The sequence below is a fragment of the Microbacterium sp. MYb54 genome (genome assembly GCF_002979515.1).
Lineage (GTDB): Bacteria > Actinomycetota > Actinomycetes > Actinomycetales > Microbacteriaceae > Microbacterium.
Window position 1 is genome coordinate 340,155 of sequence record NZ_PCPA01000001.1, and the last position, 18,566, is coordinate 358,720.

Below are 18,566 nucleotides of genomic sequence, written 5' to 3' on the forward strand. Positions count from 1 at the left end.
ATGCGACAGAATCCCAGTTTCACGTTGGCCGACGTGACAGAGATCCGACGTGTGATCGAGGCCAATCCGTGGGCGACGATCATGAGCGCCGGTGACGACGGGCTTGTCGCCTCCCACTACGCCGTGGTGCTCGACGAGGCTCGCGAAGACCTGACCATCGTCGGGCACGTCGGCCGTCCGGACGACCTCATCCATGGGATGGGGGAGCGGGAGCTGCTCGTGGTGTTCCAGGGGCCACACGGCTACGTCTCACCGGAGTGGTACGGAGACGTCGCGGCAGTGCCCACGTGGAACTACACCGCCGTGCATCTTGCCGGCGTACCCGAGATCCTGAGCGATGAAGAGAATCTGACCGTGCTCGACCAGCTTGTGGAGCGCTTCGAGTCACGGATGCCTGAGCCGCGTCTGATGTGGGAGCGTCCGAACGAGCCCGCCTACGTGCAGCGGCTCGCGTCCGGAACAGTCGGGTTCCGTATGACGCCGACCCGCGTCGTCGCCAAACGGAAGCTCAGCCAGAACAAGTCGCCGGAGACGATCGAGACGGTGATCGCCGCCCTTGCGACCGACGGACCGTACTCGAACCCGGCTCTCGCCGCGGAGATGCGGCGTGCACAGGATGCGCGCCGGGGAGGACAGCAGCAGTGACAGACCGCGGAACGGTGATCGACACCATCAGAGCCGTACGGATCGCCGGGCCGGGACGAGAGTTCCTGATCGATGACGAACCGGTGGATGTCTTCATCGCCGATGGACGCATCGCCGACATAGCGCCGACCGGCTCGCTGCCGGTTCGGGGCGAAGTCATCGAAGCCGATGGAGCGTGGGCCGTGCCCGGGCTCTGGGACAACCACGTCCACACGGTTCAATGGGCCCTGACATCGGAGCGCGCTCCGCTGGGGCATGCGGCTTCCGCCGCCGCTGCTGCGCAGGCCATGAGCGGTGTCGACGCTCTGCCCGACGGGCGACGAGTCGGCACCGGATTCCGAGACGCCCTCTGGCCGGATCGGCCGTCGCTCGATCTCCTGGATGCCAGGACCGGCACCGTCCCGACGTATCTCATCAATGCCGACGTCCACAGTGTCTGGCTCAACACGGCCGCTCTCGCTCGTGAAGGCTTACGAAGCGAGGACGGCGTGCTGCGGGAGACGGATGCGTTCGAGATCTCGCGGCGTCTGAACGCGGTCGATCCCGAGCATGGCGACCGCGCGATGCAACAGGCCGGAGAGCAAGCCGCTGCGCGGGGCATCACAGGCCTCGTCGACTTCGACATGGCGTGGAGTGCCGAGGCCTGGCCGCGGCGCGTGCAGGCGGGCTTCGCCTCGCACCGTGTCGAGTTCGCGATGTACCCGTTCGACCTCGACCGAGCGATCACAGCAGGGCTTCGGACGGGCGAACTCCGGGAGGCGCCCGACGCACCGGAGGGCGGCCGCGGGCTCGTGCATGTCGGGCCGCTGAAGGTCATCACCGACGGTTCGCTCGGTACGCGAACGGCCGCTTGTTCCCACGCCTATCCGGGGGACCCCGCCAATTTCGGGATGCTGACGGTGCCATCGGATGAACTCGTCGAGCTCCTGACCCGCGCCACCGGGGCGGGGTTGGCGGTGGCCGTGCACGCGATCGGCGACCGGGCGATCACGTCGGCGCTTGACGCGTTCACCACGACCGGTGCTGTCGGATCGATCGAGCATGTGCAGCTCGTGCGGCATGCCGATCTGGCACGGTTCGCCCGTCTCGGGGTCATCGCCAGCGTTCAGCCGCAGCACGCTGTCGACGACCGCGATCTGGTCGACCGTCATTGGTCGGAGCAGACGGCGATCGGCTATCCATTGGCGTCACTCCGCGATGCTGGAGCAGAGCTGCGTTTCGGATCCGACGCCCCGGTGTCCGAACTCGATCCGTGGCACGCGATCTCGGCAGCGGTCTCACGCACCGACGACGACCGCGCTCCTTGGCACCCGGAGGAGCGGGTCACCGTCGACCAGGCACTCGAAGCGAGCGTGCGCTCCGCCTTGCGCCCGGGCGAGCCGGCAGACATCGTGCTCTGCGGCTCCGATCCCCGTAACGCGACGCGGGAGGTGCTCCGGTCGATGTCCGTCTTGTCGACGGTGCTGGCAGGACGCATCACGCACTCGAGGTAGCTCGAGGACAACGAAGAAGGGGTGGTCCTCGGCGAACCGAAGACCACCCCTTATCCAGGTGTCAGTCGTTGATGACTGCGATCAGGCGTTGATGACTGCGATCAGGCTGCGATGTGCGAGACCAGGAACCAGCGGTCCTTCTCGAGTCCGCGCTGGATCTCGATCGCGACGTCCTGGCTGGTCAGGTCGACCTCGTCGAGGCCTTCGACTGCAGCCTTGACGTCGACCAGGATCGCGTCGATGTCGGAGATGACCGCACGGATCAGTTCGTCGGACTGGGTGAAGCCGGCGGGAACCGTCGTGTTGCCGACCTTGTCGGCGACGGCGCTCACGCGAGCGTCGATCGGCAGGCCGAGCGCGACGATCCGCTCTGCAGCGGTGTCGGCGAAGTCACCGGCGTGGGCGACGATCGTGTCGAGCAGCTCGTGGACACCGACGAAGTTCGCTCCACGGACGTGCCAGTGGGCCTGCTTGCCGTTGATTGTCAGTGCCTGCAGACCGAGGACGACAGGGGAGAGGAACTGGGCCGCCCCTGCAGCCACGGTCGGGTCGATGGCGGTGGTGGAAACGGTCTGTGCCTTGCTCATCTTGTGCTCCTCTGGAACGGATTCTCGTATCTGATGTAGACAACGCTACTCAGCCTCAGACATTCCGCAAGCAAGCTGAGGCTGGGCTCACTTCCGCGTGATTCCGCGGAAGTGAGGGTAGTCTCGCCTCATGAGCATCGCAGCCGGAGCCTCTGTCCTCGCCCTGCCGAACAGCACGCCGACGATCGACCCCACAGCATTCGTCGCAGACGGTGCGCGCATCGTGGGGGATGTCTCCCTCGCGGCCGGTTCCAGCGTCTGGTACAACGCGGTTCTGCGGGGCGACTCCGCCGAGATCGTGATCGGCCCCGGCTCCAACGTTCAGGACAACGTCTCGATGCACGTCGACTCCGGGCATCCCGTCGTGATCGGCGCCAAGGTGTCGATCGGGCACAACGCCGTCGTACACGGGTGCACCGTCGGCGACGGAACGCTGATCGGCATGGGCTCGGTGATCCTCAGCGGAGCGGTGATCGGCGCTGGCTGCCTGATCGCCGGAGGTGCGGTCGTCCTCGGCGGAACGGACGTACCCGCAGGATCGCTCATCGCCGGCGTACCCGCCAAAGTACGTCGCATGCTCAGCGAAGAAGAGAGAGCCGGTCTGATCGCGAACGCCGACATCTACCTCGGACACCTCCAGACGCACGCGGCCGCGACTCCGGTCTGAGTTCTCCGGCCGCTAGGCTGGATCGTGTACGGGGCGGTGGCCAAGCTGGTTAAGGCAGTGGGCTCATAACCCAACGATCGCGGGTTCAAGTCCCGCCCGCCCTACTTTTCGTCGCGAGCTGAGCCAGACCCCGCACGGGTAAGCATGAGCGTGCAGCGGTGCGCCGACACGAACGGCTCGAGGCGCTGCACCTCGAGCGGTCCGCCGCTGTGCTGGAGAACATCCCGTACGAGCTGCGCGTGCACACCGCAGACGAGCTCCTGATCCTCGTCGAGCAGCTCGTGGTAGCGGCAAGGCGCAAGGTCGAACTGCAGGGAGTCTTCGTCGACGACGGGGTTCAATCCGGCATCGTCGAGATGTTCGTACAGTGCGTCGACCTGCCGCAGCGCCTCGTCGCCGAGTGTCGGCGGAGCATCGCCTGATACCGCGCGGAGCATTCGCCCCCTCGCGCTCGCCCCTTCGACGCGCCTGCGTGCCACCATGCTCGATGATGCGTCACGCACGGGATGGAACACGACCGGAGGGCGACCTCGCTCGCCCGTGTGCAGAGTCTCGGTGCGGATGAGCCCCTCGTCTTCGAGCACCTTGAGGTGATCCCGCACGGTGTTGAGCGGTATTCCGCTCTCCTCGGCCAAGGCACCGGCACGGCATCCCGGTGTCTGTTGGATGGCGCGAAGCAGTCGGAGCCGACGAGGTTGCGTCAGTCCGCGGAAGTCATGGGCACGGCGGGGCATGTGGCGAGGCTAGACGGGCGGCAGCGGCCGCGTCATCCGTTCGACCGGAAATAACCCGGTGAAACCGTCAGCGGCGTCCGACACCAGTGACGAGGGTGGGAGAACCATGACGGTGAAGTGAAAGGAAGTCATGAAACTCTCATCGGAGTCAGAAGCGGTCGTACGCGCGACCGCCGGAGTCGTCGCAGAACATGCCGACGAGATCACGACGCTGTTCTATCGAGGAATGTTCGCGGCGCACCCGGAGCTTCTGCACGTGTTCAACCGCGCGAATCAGGCTATCGGAGAGCAGCCGAAGGCCTTGGCAGCGTCGGTGGTCGCGTTCGCCGTGCAGCTCATCGATCCGGATGCTCCCGACTTCACCCCGGTCATGCGTCGGATCGCGCACAAGCACGTGTCACTCGGCATCCAGGCGCGCCAGTACACGATCGTCGGACACTACCTCCTCGACGCGGTCGGTACCGTTCTGGGCGACGCCGTCACCCCCGAGGTGCGTGCCGCGTGGGATGAGGTCTACTGGCTCTTCGGATGCTCGCTCATCGCCGAAGAGGCGAAGCTCTATGCGCTGGGCGGCACGAATCCCGAACAGCCGTGGCGCAGGCACCGGGTCGTCGAACGGATCGAGGAGTCGGAGGATGTGATCTCCCTCCTTCTCTCTCCGGTGTCGGGTGAAGTCGCCTCGCATCGCACCGGCCAGTACGTGGCCATCGCCGTCGACCTCCCCGACGGCTCGCGTCAACCCCGCCAGTACACGATCTCGTCCGGTCCGCGCGGTGACTCACTGCGGGTGACGGTGAAGCGCGTGCGCGGTGTCGGTGAGACGCCGGATGGACAGGTTTCGACCTGGTTGCACCAGCATGGCCATCCCGGCACGGAGCTCGATGTGTCCCAGCCCGCGGGCGATGTCGTTCTCGACGAGGCGGAACACCCTCTCATCCTGGTATCGGCAGGCATCGGCATCACACCGATCGCCGCGATCCTCGAGGACCTGTCGCGCCGTTCACCTGGCCGAACCGTTCGACTGTTCCACGCCGATCGCGCCCACGACAGCCATGCGCTCTACGCTTCGCTGCGGCGACAGGTTCTGGCGATGGACGATGCCAAGGCGCAGAACTGGTACGAGATGGATGCGGAGGCCGCGCCGACCCTGCATCCCGCACTTCCCGGAAGAATGGACCTCGCCGAGGTCGACCTGCCCGATGATGCGGTGGTCTTCATGTGCGGGCCGCTCGCATTCATGCGGGCCGCACGAACGACACTCATCGCGCGCGGCATCCCTGCGGAACGCATCTCCTACGAGGTGTTCGGGCCGGATCTGTGGGCGCAGCAGCCCACGTCTGACGCGGCCTGATGCCGGCGTGGACGGGGGAGGGGCACATCCATGCGGCTGTCAAGCCCCTCCCCGGTACGTCCGCGTCACGCCATCCTTCGTGGGTGCGGCACCGCGCCGCAGAACGGGAGGCACCATGAGCATCGGCAGCGGAATCGCACTTTTCGTGATCGGGGCGATCCTCGTCTTCGCGGTGAACGTCGACGTGCCGTGGATCGATCTCGACATGGTCGGATACATCCTGATGGGCGCAGGAGTGATCGTCTTCCTGATCGGCATCGTGCTGCTGGCACGTCGGCGCCGGACCGAGACGGTCTCTCGCACCTTCGTCGACCCGGCGACCGGCGAGCCGACGACTCGTCGATCTGTCAGCTCCAGCGGCGAAGAAGGTGTGTGACGGTAGCGGCTGACGACCTTCGGGTGCCGAGGGTGAGGAACGCCGTCAGTCTGCGGTACTGCTCTCGAGGTGCTCTTCGACGAGAGTGATCCCTCCGCTGGAACTGGCCGAATGCGCGAGCTCCTCGATCCACTTCCGGCTCAGGTCGGGCGTCTCCGCTTCCTGGAACACGAACCGGAGGGGGATCGACGGGTGCAGCCACAGCGTGGAGCGTCCGGGCGCATCGCCCTCGGGGTGCCTCCAGGAGAGTGTGAAGCTCTCGTTGCGGCGGAGTTTGGTGGCGATGACGACCTTCAGGTGTGCGAGTGCGCGGTCATCTATCTGAATGGGCGTCCTCGCGTCGCCGTAGTAAAGGCTGCCCATCAGAGACAGAACGATTCGGCGGTGTACGGGGCATGGACCATGGTTCTCCTCGATGGCGTGCTTGAAGGACCGAGAAGGCGGTCCGGGATACTCGAACTCTAACCACCAAGGGGCGGGACCACTGGCTTCCGGCCGCGACCCGCCGCGTGATGCGAACAGAGTCTTCGCCAGATGTCACGGAGAAGGCAGAGCGGGCGGAGCACCGAACGCGTCTCGGTAGGCCGCGGCGAACCGTGAGGAGTTGCTGAAGCCCCATCGCCGAGCGACTTCACCGACGGAGCGGCCATCGCCGTTGCGGAGGTCGCGGTGTGCGCCGTCGAGACGAGCCCGACGCAGCGCATCGGCAGGTGTGATGTCGAGTGCCCGCCGGAAGGCGTACTGGAGCCCTCTTGTCGAGATGTACGACGCAGCAGCGACATCATCGATCGTGATCGCGAGGTGCGCGTTCGCGTCGATGTAGGCGAGGGCTCGGCGGACGGATGCCGGGGCACCCGCGCGCTGTGCGGGGCGGCGGAGGGATTCGGTGAATGTCGTGGGAAAGGCGGAGAGGGTCATCGTCAGCGCATGACGCGCGAGCTCGGCGGCCAGCAGCGGCTCGGCGCCGGACATACCGAGCACCTGGTCGATGTACCCGAACATCCGCTCCCAGCGCTGGGCATCGGTGGCGGAATGCGGCATGAGACCGGTTGCTCGCAGTTCACGTGCATCGTCGCCCGTGATCTGCCTGGCGCGGTTCTGTGCAGCCTGATGGTCGAAGACGAAGGCACGAACTCGAGCAGACCGATCCCACTTGGCTTCCACCCTGGCGCCATCCGAGATCCAGGGCGAATGCGCGTCGAGATTCTGACGCTCGGACCAGACGCGAGCATCCGGTGCCTCGACACGACATACGAGCAGTTGTTCCTGAGGCTCGGCTCGGGAATGCACCTGGGCAGCGAGCCGGTAGTCGACCAGCGTCGCTGAATCGAGTTCTTCGGAGCGCCAATCGAAACGGAAGTCGCGAGGATCAGCGTTCTGCAGCGAAGACGACGGGACGAACTGCTGCCACGTCGATTCCACCTGCTCGACGTCGGTCGACGTGAACTGCATGGGCTCCTCCTTGTTCTTGTACACCTTCCCCGTCACGACATCGGGGTGGCGGCTCCCGGTGACACAGGCGCGATCTCGCCCTGACCGGTCGTGGGCTTCAACCTTCGATGGATCGATTCGATCGCACCGGCCAGCTTCCGTCGAGCGAGTCCTCGGGGTCGAGACGGCCGAGCTTCACGAAGTACTCCGTGAGGCTCGCGGCCTGCGAGCGGGCCCAGCTGATCTGCTGGGTATGCAGCTCTGTCGGAGTCGAGGGAAGGCTGAACTGGCGGGCCAGCGCTTGGGCGACGCGCCCAGCGGCGATCGCATCGGCCGACGCCTCGTGCGCACTCTCGAGGGGGACGGCATAGTGTGCCGCTACGACCTCGAGGGTGCGTCGGCCCCGCCGGTAGCGGTCGTACGCCTTGTCGATCACGAGCGGATCGATCACCGGGGAAGGATCGACGAGTGGTTCGATTCCTTTCCTCGCGGCTTCGCAGGCCAGCAGCGAGAAGTCATACGAAGCGTTGTAGGCGACGACCGGCACGCCCTGCTCGAACAGCGATCTCAGAGCCGCCGTGACCTCGGCGACGACCTCGCGCGCCGGGCGACCGTGCGCTCGGGCATGCTCGGTACTGATCCCATGCACCGCGGTCGCGCCTTCAGGGATCGGGATTCCGGGGTCTGCGAGCCAGGAGCGCGCGGCGATCTGCCTGCCGTTCGCGTCGAGAACACCGACATACGCGGTGACCACGCGATCGGAGGTGACATCGACGCCCGTCGTCTCGAGATCGAACACGCCGACGCGAGTGAGCCAGGCGGGAAGCGCGGGACCGGATGGCATGCCCTCACGGTATGGCGGACCGCTGACATTCAGGAGAAGGCGCACGGCGACTCGTAGACTCAGGGGATGACCGTGCCTTCCCCGTATGCGGACCGTCTTCGTCGCCTTCCCGTGCAGCGTCACGAGGTCGAGGTGCGCGGGGCGACCACGGCCTACTGGGTGTACGGACCGGATGACGCCGAGACGACGGTGATCGCGGTGCACGGGTTCCGCGGTGAGCACCATGGCCTCGAGCCGGTGCTCGCCTATCTTCCCGAGGTGCGCGTGATCGCTGCGGACCTTCCCGGATTCGGAGAGTCGGCTCCGTTGCCCGGACGTACGCACGACCTCGACGAGTACGCAGGATGGCTCGAAGACTTCGCGTCGGCAGTCGCCCCCGGTGCCGTGATCCTCGGCCACTCGTTCGGCTCGATCGTCACGGCTGCGGCCGTCGCCCGCGGTCTGCAGACGCCTCGTCTGATCCTCCTGAATCCCATCGGCGCCCCGGCCCTCGAAGGTCCCAAGGGGCTCATGACGCGTCTTGCGGTGCTCTACTACGATCTCGGCGCCCGTCTTCCCGAGAAGATCGGAACCGCGCTGCTGCGCAACCGCGTCATCGTCCGTGTGATGAGCATCACCATGGCCAAGACGAAGGACCCCGAACTCCGCCGGTTCATCCACGATCAGCACGACACGTACTTCTCCCGGTTCTCCGACCGCGACGTCCTGCGCGACGCCTTCATCGCGAGCGTCTCCCACGACGTACGCGAGTTCGCGCCCGAGATCGATGTCCCGACGCTGTTGGTCGCCGCCGAGCACGACGACATCACGCCGATCGAGGCGGAGCGGAAGCTGGCGACGATCTTCCCGGACGCGACGCTGGTCGAGATCGCCCATGTCGGGCATCTCATCCACTACGAGACGCCGGCAGAAGCAGCCGGCGCGGTCCGTCGCTTCCTCAGGATTCCCGTCGCGCGAGGCCGATGAGCCCGGCCACCCGGAACGGGATGACCTCGCCCATCGCGAGTGAGGTCTCGGTGCGCTCCACGCCTTCGATGGACAGGATGCGCGCGTCGGTGTCGAACAGGTGTCGTGCGTCACGACAGGCCACGCGTGCCAGTAGATCGATGGATCCGCTCAGTCCGTGGGCCTGCACGACCTCGGGAATCCGCGCGAGCTCGTTGATGATGCGGGGCAACTCCGTCTGCCGCACGCCGATGCTCACGAAAGCCTGAAGCGGGAAGCCGAGCACGTCGGGGGAGAACGACCGCTCATAGGAGAGGAAGATCCCGCTCTGCTCCAGGCGGGCCATCCGCGCCTGGATCGTGTTGCGCGAGAGCCCCAGGTTCTCCGCCAGCGCGACGACGGTGGTCCTCGGGTCGTCGGCGAGGGCGGCGAGAAGCTCGAGGTCGATGCGGTCCAGTCCTGGCATAATGCCAAACCCTAGCAGTAGGGAATCACCCCAAATTGAGCAACATGCTCAAGCGCTCTCAGAATGCTTGAGCGAGGTGTTGAGCAGACGTACTCTCAGACCATGCCGGTGATGACGCTGGCATCAGTGCGCGGAGCCTCACGAGGGCCGCCGAGGAGGAGGAGGACGACGATGTCACCGCAGATCACCCCCATCGCAGACACCGCCCAGGATCTAGAGCTCTCGGAGCGCATCCTGGCTCCGGATGGAAGCCGTGTCGCGAACCCGCTGCTCGATCCCTTCGTCGCCGACGTCGACCCCGCACAGTTGCGCTCCCTGCTTCGGGACATGGTCATCCTCCGCCGGATCGACGCCGAGGGGGTGGCGCTCCAGCGGCAGGGTCAGCTCGGTCTGTGGGCGCCGTGCCAGGGTCAGGAAGCCACGCAGATCGGCACGGCCCGCGCGATCGCACCCGAGGACTATGTCTTCCCCAGCTATCGCGAGACCGGCGTGATCTACGCTCGGGGCGCGCAGCCCGGCGACTACGTGCGCATGTGGCGCGGCGAAGAGGGCGCGGCATACGACCCGGCCGCGCTCGGAGTCGCCCCTCTCCAGATCATCATCGGCGCCCAGACGCTGCATGCGGTGGGCTACGCCATCGGCATCCAGCACGATGGTGCAGACGAGGTCGCTGTGACGTACTTCGGCGACGGCGCGACGAGTCAGGGCGACGTCAACGAAGCGATGATCTTCGCCGCGTCCTACCAGGCTCCTGTGGTCTTCGTCTGCCAGAACAACCATTGGGCGATCTCCGAGCCCGTCGCCGTGCAGTCGCAGTACCCGATCGCGGGGCGGGCGCCCGGGTTCGGGATTCCGAGCGTTCGGGTCGACGGCAACGACGTTCTCGCCTGCATGGCTGCGATGCGATGGGCACTGGAGCACGCACGCTCCGGCAAGGGCCCCGCCTACATCGAGGCTGTGACCTACCGAATGGGCCCGCACACGACGGCGGATGATCCGACGCGCTACCGCGACGAGGCTGAGCTCGAATCCTGGCGCCGCCGTGACCCGATCGCGCGCGTCGAAGCACATCTGCGCGCGGCCGGCGAGCTCACGCAAGAGCACCTTGCCGAGACCCAGGCCGCTGCGGACGCCGTCGCTAAGGAGATGCGCGCGGCGTGCCTCGGTATGGTCACGCGGCCGCCGCTGGCTGTCTTCGACGGTGTCTACGCCGAGCCGCACACCGGTCTCGAGCGTCAGCGCGATGAGTACGCCGCCTACCTGGCGTCGTTCGAGAGCGAGGTGTGAGCATGACCGAACTGACTCTCGGCAAGGCACTCGGCGCGGGGCTCCGCCAGGCGATGCACGACGACGACAAGGTCGTGCTGCTCGGCGAGGACATCGGCAAGCTCGGCGGCGTCTTCCGGATCACCGATGGACTCCTCGATGAGTTCGGTGCAGCCCGTGTGATCGACACGCCGCTCGCGGAGTCCGGCATCGTCGGGATGGCCGTCGGACTCGCGTTCCGTGGGTACCGCCCCGTCGTGGAGATCCAGTTCGACGGCTTCGTGTACCCCGCCTTCGACCAGATCGTCGCCCAGGTCGCGAAGCTGCACTACCGCACGCAGGGCCGGGTGAAGATGCCCATCACGATCCGGATCCCCTGGGCGGGTGGCATCGGTGCCGCCGAGCATCATTCGGAATCTCCCGAGGCGTACTTCGTGCACACGGCAGGTCTGCGTGTGATCGCGGTGTCCAACCCGGAAGATGCCTATCGCAGCCTCAGGCAGGCGATCGCCTCCGATGACCCGGTGATCTTCTTCGAGCCGAAGCGCTTGTATCACCACAAGGGCGACGTCGACCTCGCTGCTCCGCTCGCGGATGCGCCGCCGATGGGGCTCGCGCGTGTCGTGCGAGCCGGAACGGACGCGACCCTCATCACCTACGGCGCCATGGTCGGTACCGCGCTGCAGGCCGCCGATGCCGCCGAAGACGACGGAATCTCCCTCGAGGTCATCGATCTGCGCTCGCTCTCGCCTGTCGACTACGACTCGGTCGCCGCATCGGTGCGCAAGACCGGACGCGTGGTCGTCGCCCATGAGGCGTCTCGCGAAGCGGGCGTGGCGGCCGAGGTCATCGCGAGCATCACCGAGCGTTGCTTCGAGTACCTGGAGTCGGCGCCGCTACGGGTCACGGGCCACGACATCCCCTACCCGCCGGCGAAGCTCGAGAAGTACCATCTGCCCGACCTCGATCGGCTGCTCGATGCGGTCGATCGTGTTCTGGATCGACCGAACAGACTGACGGGAGCAGGGGCATGATCGCGGAGTTCCGTCTTCCGGACCTCGGGGAGGGGCTCACCGAGGCCGAAGTGGTGGCGTGGCTGGTCGCTCCAGGGGATACGGTGACCCTCAATCAGACGCTCGCCGAGGTCGAAACGGCCAAGGCGGTCGTGGAGCTTCCGTCGCCTTACGAGGGAACCGTGTCGATACTGCACGCGGAAGCAGGCGAGACCATCGCCGTCGGTTCTCCGCTGATCGCATTCGACGTCGTCGGCGAGGAATCGGATGCCCAGGTACCGGAGTCCGATTCCGGGGAGAAGGCGCAACCGAACCTCGTCGGCTACGGTGCCGCGCCGACCGCGGCGGGGAGACCGGCACGCCGCGCACGTCGAATCGGCGGCACCCCGGCAAAGGTCGACACCGCGGTCCTCGAGGCCGCGCCGCACGACGCCACACCATCCCTCGCCACCGACGCGGTGCTCGAGCGGCCGCGTTCGACTCCGCCGGTGCGGGCCCACGCCAAACGCCTCGGCATCGACCTGGTGCTCGTCGCTGCGGAGGTGGGGGACCGAGTGATCACCCGCAGTGACGTCGACGCATATGCCGAGCGGATCGGCGTTCGTGGTTCGGATGCCGTGCAGACGCCGGCTATCCACTCGGTCACGCCGTCCAGCCCCGCCGCTCTCGGCGAGCCGGACCGAGAGACCCGGATCCCGATCCGCGGCGTTCGAAAGCACACCGCGGCGGCGATGGTGCAGAGCGCGTTCACCGCGCCGCATGTCACTGTCTTCCATACGGTCGATGTGACCGCGACGATGGACCTGGTGGAGAGCCTTCGCGGCGACCGTTCGCTCGACGGGCACCGGGTCGGTCCCCTCGCGGTGGTGGCGAAAGCCGTATGCCTCTCGCTCGGGCGCGCACCCGGATTGAACTCCCGGTGGGACGAGCCGGCAGGGGAGATCGTTCAGTACAACTACGTCGATCTCGGAATCGCCGCGGCGACCGAGCGCGGACTCATCGTCCCGATGATCCGGGATGCGGAACGCCTGACCCTGATCGACCTGGCGGACGCCGTGAAGTCCCTGGCCGAAGTCGCTCGTTCGGGGAAGACCTCACCGGCGGAACTCGCAGGCGGCACGTTCTCGATCTCCAACATCGGCGTGTTCGGCGTCGATGCCGGCACTCCCATCCTGCCGCCGGGGCAGTCGGGGATCCTGGCAGTCGGTGCGGTGCGCCGCCAGCCGTGGGAGTTCCGCGGCGAGATCGCACTTCGTCAGCTGATGACGCTCAGCCTTTCGTTCGATCACCGCCTGGTCGACGGAGCCGAAGGTGCACGGTTCCTCAAGGACGTCGCCGACATCCTCGAGGAGCCAGGGCGGGCGATGCTACTCAGGTAGTCGCGCGCAGCGCCGCATCCGCCATCGCGATCAGCACGGTCGCGGTGGCGGAGTGGCGTCTGGCTGCGGCGCGGGTGCTGTGCGGCGTCGAGTTGATGAGTCCGAAGCAGGCCTGCACGCGCAGACGCAACTCGTCCTGATCGGTGCCACCGTCCGGCGTCGCATGCAACGGCGAGAGCGCAGCCATCCACAGCTCGATGTAGGCGCGCTGGAGGCGGCGGACCTCGGCGCGGTCGGCTTCGGACAGGAACGCGACATCTCGGTCCTGCACCTGGATGACCTCGGCATTGCCCAGGGCGAATTCGACGTGGAAGCCGATCAGCGCGCGCATCCGCTCGTCCGCGGTCGGTGACTCCTCGGAGACGCGACGGCCTCCGTGGATCAGGTCCTGGCTGACCTTGACGAGCACCGCACCCAGCAGAGCCTGTTTCCCGGCGAAGTGACGGTACACGGCAGGCCCTGACACGCCGACGGCTGCGCCGATGTCCTCGAGACTCACCCCGCTGTAGCCGCGCGCGGCGAACAGACGCGCAGCGGCGTGCAGGATCGCATCGGACCGTTCGGCCTTGGCGCGGTCTCGGGCGGTGACCGGGCTTGTCATCTCAGTTAATCCTCGCTAACCTGAATCAACGGGTTAGTGAACACTAACCGAAAGTGCATGCACCGCGCCAGGGCTCCGCCCTCGCGGACGTGGGTCGAGGAGGACATCACGATGCCGGCAACCCAGGAGTCACTCGCGTACGAGCTGCGAGAACGCCTCGAGACCGCGGCTCGCGGAGGACCGGAAGCGTCTCGAGAGCGCCATGTCGCCCGGGGAAAGCTGCTGCCTCGTGATCGCGTCGCGCGTGTGCTCGACGAGGGCAGTCCGTTCGTGGAGATCGCGCCGCTTGCGGCCGACGGTCTGTATGGGGGAGAGGCCCCGGGGGCCGGAGTGATCGCCGGGATCGGTCTCGTCCATGGCCGGCACGTGATGGTGGTCTGCAACGATGCGACCGTGAAGGGCGGCACGTACTTTCCGCTGACGGTGAAGAAGCACCTGCGCGCGCAGGAGATCGCTCTCGAGAACCGGCTGCCGTGCCTCTATCTCGTCGACTCCGGCGGCGCCTTCCTTCCCAAACAGGACGAGGTCTTCCCCGACCGCGAGCACTTCGGGCGGATCTTCTTCAACCAGGCGCGCATGTCGGCCGAGGGGATCCCGCAGCTGGCCGCGGTGCTCGGATCCTGCACCGCCGGCGGCGCCTACGTTCCCGCCATGAGCGATGAGACCGTCATCGTCCGCGGTCAGGGAACGATCTTCCTCGGTGGGCCGCCCCTCGTGAAGGCGGCGATCGGCGAGATCGTCACCGCCGAAGAACTGGGCGGGGGCGAGCTGCATGCCCGACGCAGCGGTGTGGTCGACCATCTCGCGGAAGATGACGAACACGCACTCGAGATCCTGCGCGACATCGTCGCCACACTTCCCCCTCCTGCGGCTCCCGCCTGGGAGGTGCTGAGCAGTCGTCCGCCGTCTGAGACCACGAGCCTGTACGACGCCGTCCCCGTCGACGTGAACGCCGCGTACGACGTGCACGAGGTCATCTCGCGCCTCGTCGACGGGGACACGTTCCTCGAGTTCAAGCCCGAGTACGGCACGACCCTCGTCACCGGATTCGCCCGCTTGCATGGGCATCCCGTCGGTATCGTCGCGAACAACGGCGTGCTGTTCAGCGAATCCGCGCTCAAGGGAGCGCACTTCATCGAGCTGTGCGATCAGCGCGGCATCCCGCTGTTGTTCCTCCAGAACATCACCGGTTTCATGGTCGGGTCCGATGCCGAGGCCGGCGGGATCGCGAAGGACGGCGCGAAGATGGTGACAGCCGTGGCCAGCACGAGAGTACCCAAACTCACCGTCATCATCGGCGGGTCGTTCGGAGCCGGCAACTACTCCATGTGCGGGCGTGCCTACTCGCCCCGCTTCCTGTGGACCTGGCCGGCGAGCCGCATCTCCGTGATGGGTGGCGCCCAGGCAGCATCCGTGCTCGCCACCGTCAAGGAGGACCAGCTCTCCGCGCGCGGAGACTCCTGGAGCGGCGAGGACCGCGCGGCGTTCGAGGCCCCGATCCGCGAACAGTACGAACACCAGGGTGAGCCGTATTACGCCACGGCACGGCTCTGGGACGACGGCATCGTCGACCCCGCACAGACCCGTGACCTCCTGGGCCTGGCCCTCGATGTCGTCTCCCGCAGCCCGCTGCCCGAACCGCGCTTCGGCGTCTTCCGGATGTGAGTGCCTTGTCCATGACTGCAACATCGCCATCGAACGGCATCACCTTCCACACGGTTCTCGTCGCCAACCGCGGTGAGATCGCGCGCCGGGTCATTCGAACCCTGCGAGCGCTCGGCATCCGCAGTGTCGCGGTGTACAGCGATGCCGATGCTTCGGCTCCCCACGTCCGCGAGGCCGATGCGGCCGTCCGGATCGGCCCGGCACCTGCCGCGGATTCGTACCTCGACATCGATGCCGTGATCGCCGCCGCCCGCAGCACCGGTGCCCAGGCCATCCACCCCGGCTACGGATTCCTCTCCGAGAGCGTCGGACTCGCCGAGGCCTGCGCCGAGAGCGGCATCGTCTTCATCGGTCCGTCCGTCGAGGCACTGCAGATCATGGGGGACAAGGCCCGCGCTCGCGAGCACGTACTGCGGTACGGCGTTCCTGTCGTCCCCGGATTCGACGCCAAGGGCCTGTCCGACTTCGAGATCGCCGAGGAGGCGGAGGACGTCGGATACCCGCTGCTGGTCAAGCCGAGCGCCGGCGGAGGCGGGAAGGGGATGGAGGTCGTCGCAGACGCGTCGGGTCTGCGGGGTGCGCTCGCCTCGGCCCGCCGCGTTGCGGCCTCGGCCTTCGGCGACGACTCGCTCATCCTCGAGCGGCTGATCCGTCGACCGCGACACATCGAGGTGCAGGTCTTCGGCGACACGCATCGCACGGTCCTCGCGCTCGGCGAACGCGAGTGCACCCTGCAGCGACGACACCAGAAGGTCATCGAGGAGGCGCCGTCAGCGGGTATCCCTGCGCACACGCGGGATCGGCTGCTCTCCGCAGCGGTACTCGCGGCCGAAAGCGTCGACTACGTCGGCGCGGGCACGGTCGAGTTCCTCATCGACGCCGATGCGCCGGACGAAGTCTTCTTCATCGAGATGAACACGCGCCTTCAGGTGGAGCATCCGGTCACCGAAGAGGTCACCGGGCTCGATCTCGTCGCCCTTCAGCTCCGCGCGGCCAGTGGTCTTCCTCTGGATGTCACGCCACGCATCCGGGGGCATGCGGTCGAGGCGCGCGTGTACGCGGAATCGCCGGAGCGTGGTTTCCTTCCCTCCACCGGAACGATTCTGCTGTTCGAGCCGCCGGTCGGGGTCCGCGTGGATGCGGCGATCGAGACCGGAAGCGAGGTCACCGGGTTCTACGACCCCATGATCGCCAAGGTGGTCGCGTTCGCGGACGACCGTGCCACTGCGCTCGCGCGGCTGGATGAAGCGCTCGCCCGCACTGTCGTGCTGGGCGTCGAGACCAACATCGCATTCCTCCGTGTGCTCTGCCAGGACGCGCGCGTCATCGCGGGCGATCTGGACACGGGACTCATCGAGACGCTGCTTCCCCTCGAAGGGGATAGCCCTTCGCCCGCGCAGCTCGCTGCGGCGAGGGACACGGTCGCAGGATCCGCCGAGCCGCTTCGAACCAGCACACTGTGGCGCGATCGGCCGGGCTGGCGTCTGGGGGCCGCAGAGGCGGCATCCACGCCTTTCGTAGCGCTCACGGATGACGACGAAGAGGTCGTGCTCGACGAGGCCTCGACCGCACGCCCACGACGGGCTGTTCATGCCGCGATCGACGGCGACGGTGCGGTCTGGGTCGCCGAAGACGGGCGCACGGTTCGCCTGCGCCCGCTCGACAGGAAGCAGCGGATGCAGCGTCGGCTGTCTGCACGCGAGGCAGGATCTGCGGCGACGGAACCGGAAGGACGCGCCCCCATGCCGGGCAGTGTCGTAGCGGTGCACGTCGCGGACGGAGCGTGGGTTTCCGCCGGCGACGCGCTCGTCTCGATCGAGGCGATGAAGATGGAGCACCCGGTGCTCGCACCGCACGACGGTGTGGTGCATCTGCTGGTCGCGGTGGGCGATCAGGTGCGGCGCGACCAACCGGTCGCCCGCGTGACGACGGAGGAGAGTTGAACATGGAAGATCTGTCCGAGGAGGAGCGCGAGCTCGCCGCGATGGTGCGCGAGTTCGCCGACACCGTCGTCGCGCCACAGGCCTACGAGGCCGATCGCACGCACACGCTCTCGATGGATGTCGTGGCGCAGATGGGCGATCTCGGGCTGTTCGGTCTGCCGTTCCCCGAGGAGTACGGCGGGCAGGGCGGAGACTACATGGCGCTCGGCATCGCGATCGAGGCGCTCGGTCGCGTCGATCAGTCGATCGCGATCACGCTCGAAGCGGGTGTCAGCCTCGGCGCGATGCCGATCTTCCGCTTCGGCACCGAGGAGCAGCGCCAGGAACTGCTGCCGGATCTGCTCGCGGGCCGCGCGCTGGCCGGCTTCGGCCTCACTGAGCCGGAGGCGGGCAGCGACGCCGGTGCCACCAGGACGACGGCGCGGCTCGACGGCGATGAATGGGTGATCGACGGTTCCAAGCAGTTCATCACCAACTCGGGAACCCCGATCACTCGCTTCGTCACGGTCACGGCGGTGACGGGGAACGAGAACGGTCGCAAGGAGATCTCCACGATCATCGTCCCCAACGGCACGCCCGGCTTCACCGTCGAGGCGCCCTACGACAAGGTGGGCTGGAACGCCTCCGATACGCATCCACTGACGTTCGACGGCGCACGGGTTCCGGCCTCGAACCTGCTGGGCGCACGGGGGAGCGGCTTCCGCAGCTTCCTCAGCATCCTCGACGAAGGCCGCATCGCGATTGCGGCTCTCTCTACGGGAGCGGCGGAGGGCTGCCTGGAGGCGGCGGTCGAGTACGCCAAGAGCCGCACGATCTTCGGTGCCGCGCTGAGCACCCGCCAGAACGCCCAGTTCACGTTGGCGCGCATGCGCGCTCGGGTGCACACCGCTCGGCTCGCCTGGCACCACGCCGCGAGGCTCCGCGACGCGGGGAAGCCGTTCGCCGAAGCCGCGGCCATCGCGAAGCTGGTCGGTGGAGAGGCCGCGATGGACAACGCCAGGGATGCGACGCAGATCTTCGGCGGCAACGGATTCATGAACGAGTTCCCGGTGGGGCGTCATTACCGAGACTCGAAGATCCTCGAGATCGGCGAGGGCACCACCGAGGTGCAACTCCTCGTCATCGCGCGCGGACTCGGACTCGCCGGGTAGCGTGGCGGT

The 18,566-nt window shown here is 67.1% G+C and carries 19 protein-coding genes and 1 tRNA gene; 13 read left to right on the forward strand and 7 right to left on the reverse strand.

Annotated features, from left to right (window positions below; translation table 11 throughout):
• Positions 1-645, forward strand: coding sequence for an FMN-binding negative transcriptional regulator (locus CQ040_RS01620; protein ID WP_105525411.1), 645 nt, complete (start codon positions 1-3; stop codon positions 643-645).
• Positions 642-2,138, forward strand: coding sequence for an amidohydrolase (locus tag CQ040_RS01625; protein WP_105525410.1), 1,497 nt, complete (start codon positions 642-644; stop codon positions 2,136-2,138). Before CQ040_RS01620 ends, CQ040_RS01625 begins: the two co-directional genes overlap by 4 nt.
• A 101-nt stretch (positions 2,139-2,239) precedes the next feature.
• Here CQ040_RS01625 and CQ040_RS01630 read toward each other — a convergent pair whose 3' ends face one another.
• Positions 2,240-2,725 carry a Dps family protein gene (locus CQ040_RS01630; RefSeq protein ID WP_105525409.1) on the reverse strand — a complete coding sequence of 162 codons (486 nt, stop codon included), beginning with the start codon at positions 2,723-2,725 and terminating at the stop codon, positions 2,240-2,242.
• Between the two features lie 130 nt (positions 2,726-2,855).
• On the opposite strand from CQ040_RS01630, the gene CQ040_RS01635 reads away from it, so the two are divergent.
• Positions 2,856-3,392 carry a gamma carbonic anhydrase family protein gene (locus tag CQ040_RS01635; RefSeq protein WP_105525408.1) on the forward strand — a complete coding sequence of 179 codons (537 nt, stop codon included), beginning with the start codon at positions 2,856-2,858 and terminating at the stop codon, positions 3,390-3,392.
• Positions 3,393-3,422: 30 nt separating this feature from the next.
• Positions 3,423-3,496 (forward strand) — tRNA-Ile (locus CQ040_RS01640).
• Here CQ040_RS01640 and CQ040_RS01645 read toward each other — a convergent pair.
• Complete coding sequence (locus tag CQ040_RS01645) at positions 3,494-4,126, reverse strand: helix-turn-helix domain-containing protein (protein WP_105525407.1); 633 nt, start codon at positions 4,124-4,126, stop codon at positions 3,494-3,496. The genes CQ040_RS01640 and CQ040_RS01645 overlap by 3 nt on opposite strands.
• Before the next feature lie 130 nt (positions 4,127-4,256).
• Here CQ040_RS01645 and CQ040_RS01650 point away from each other — a divergent pair, with 130 nt between their 5' ends.
• Together CQ040_RS01650 and CQ040_RS01655 are read left to right on the forward strand one after the other, a co-directional pair.
• Positions 4,257-5,477 (forward strand): globin domain-containing protein, encoded by a 1,221-nt coding sequence (locus tag CQ040_RS01650; protein ID WP_105525406.1) that lies wholly within the window; start codon positions 4,257-4,259, stop codon positions 5,475-5,477.
• A 115-nt stretch (positions 5,478-5,592) separates the two neighbouring features.
• On the forward strand, positions 5,593-5,853 hold the full coding sequence (locus CQ040_RS01655) for a DUF6458 family protein (RefSeq protein WP_105525405.1): 261 nt from the start codon (positions 5,593-5,595) through the stop codon (positions 5,851-5,853).
• A gap of 45 nt (positions 5,854-5,898) precedes the next feature.
• On the opposite strand, the gene CQ040_RS01660 is transcribed toward CQ040_RS01655, so the two are convergent.
• The 3 genes from CQ040_RS01660 to CQ040_RS01670 all read right to left on the reverse strand — a co-directional run bounded on the left by CQ040_RS01660 (position 5,899) and on the right by CQ040_RS01670 (position 8,128).
• Positions 5,899-6,216 (reverse strand): hypothetical protein, encoded by a 318-nt coding sequence (locus tag CQ040_RS01660; RefSeq protein ID WP_105525404.1) that lies wholly within the window; start codon positions 6,214-6,216, stop codon positions 5,899-5,901.
• Positions 6,217-6,390: 174 nt separating this feature from the next.
• Positions 6,391-7,305: a helix-turn-helix domain-containing protein gene (locus tag CQ040_RS01665; protein WP_105525665.1), complete on the reverse strand. Its 915-nt coding sequence runs from the start codon at positions 7,303-7,305 to the stop codon at positions 6,391-6,393.
• 97 nt (positions 7,306-7,402) lie between these two features.
• The gene (locus CQ040_RS01670; RefSeq protein ID WP_105525664.1) at positions 7,403-8,128 is read right to left on the reverse strand and encodes a 3'-5' exonuclease; all 726 of its coding nucleotides are present in this window, start codon (positions 8,126-8,128) and stop codon (positions 7,403-7,405) included.
• Between the two features lie 66 nt (positions 8,129-8,194).
• Here CQ040_RS01670 and CQ040_RS01675 point away from each other — a divergent pair, with 66 nt between their 5' ends.
• Complete coding sequence (locus CQ040_RS01675; RefSeq protein ID WP_105525403.1) at positions 8,195-9,094, forward strand: alpha/beta fold hydrolase; 900 nt, start codon at positions 8,195-8,197, stop codon at positions 9,092-9,094.
• On the opposite strand, the gene CQ040_RS01680 is transcribed toward CQ040_RS01675, so the two are convergent.
• Positions 9,066-9,539 (reverse strand): Lrp/AsnC family transcriptional regulator, encoded by a 474-nt coding sequence (locus tag CQ040_RS01680; RefSeq protein ID WP_105525402.1) that lies wholly within the window; start codon positions 9,537-9,539, stop codon positions 9,066-9,068. The genes CQ040_RS01675 and CQ040_RS01680 overlap by 29 nt on opposite strands.
• Before the next feature lie 171 nt (positions 9,540-9,710).
• On the opposite strand from CQ040_RS01680, the gene pdhA reads away from it, so the two are divergent.
• The 3 genes from pdhA to CQ040_RS01695 are packed head-to-tail and all read left to right on the forward strand — an operon-like array spanning position 9,711 to position 13,197.
• Positions 9,711-10,826 (forward strand): pyruvate dehydrogenase (acetyl-transferring) E1 component subunit alpha, encoded by a 1,116-nt coding sequence (gene pdhA / locus CQ040_RS01685; protein WP_105525401.1) that lies wholly within the window; start codon positions 9,711-9,713, stop codon positions 10,824-10,826.
• A 2-nt stretch (positions 10,827-10,828) separates the two neighbouring features.
• Positions 10,829-11,839 (forward strand): alpha-ketoacid dehydrogenase subunit beta, encoded by a 1,011-nt coding sequence (locus tag CQ040_RS01690; protein ID WP_105525400.1) that lies wholly within the window; start codon positions 10,829-10,831, stop codon positions 11,837-11,839.
• Positions 11,836-13,197, forward strand: a complete 1,362-nt coding sequence (locus tag CQ040_RS01695) for a dihydrolipoamide acetyltransferase family protein (protein WP_105525399.1) — start codon at positions 11,836-11,838, stop codon at positions 13,195-13,197. The genes CQ040_RS01690 and CQ040_RS01695 overlap by 4 nt, the downstream gene beginning before the upstream one ends.
• Here the strand turns inward: CQ040_RS01695 and CQ040_RS01700 are convergent.
• Complete coding sequence (locus tag CQ040_RS01700) at positions 13,190-13,798, reverse strand: TetR/AcrR family transcriptional regulator (protein ID WP_105525398.1); 609 nt, start codon at positions 13,796-13,798, stop codon at positions 13,190-13,192. The two genes, CQ040_RS01695 and CQ040_RS01700, sit on opposite strands and share 8 nt — an antisense overlap.
• A 111-nt stretch (positions 13,799-13,909) precedes the next feature.
• On the opposite strand from CQ040_RS01700, the gene CQ040_RS01705 reads away from it, so the two are divergent.
• Genes CQ040_RS01705 through CQ040_RS01715 form a run of 3 tightly spaced genes read left to right on the forward strand, consistent with a single transcriptional unit; the run spans position 13,910 to position 18,557 of the window.
• The gene (locus CQ040_RS01705; RefSeq protein WP_258131192.1) at positions 13,910-15,463 is read left to right on the forward strand and encodes a carboxyl transferase domain-containing protein; all 1,554 of its coding nucleotides are present in this window, start codon (positions 13,910-13,912) and stop codon (positions 15,461-15,463) included.
• A gap of 11 nt (positions 15,464-15,474) precedes the next feature.
• Positions 15,475-17,406, forward strand: a complete 1,932-nt coding sequence (locus CQ040_RS01710; RefSeq protein WP_105525396.1) for a biotin carboxylase N-terminal domain-containing protein — start codon at positions 15,475-15,477, stop codon at positions 17,404-17,406.
• Positions 17,407-17,408: 2 nt separating this feature from the next.
• Complete coding sequence (locus CQ040_RS01715; protein ID WP_105525395.1) at positions 17,409-18,557, forward strand: acyl-CoA dehydrogenase family protein; 1,149 nt, start codon at positions 17,409-17,411, stop codon at positions 18,555-18,557.
• Positions 18,558-18,566 lie beyond the last annotated feature (9 nt).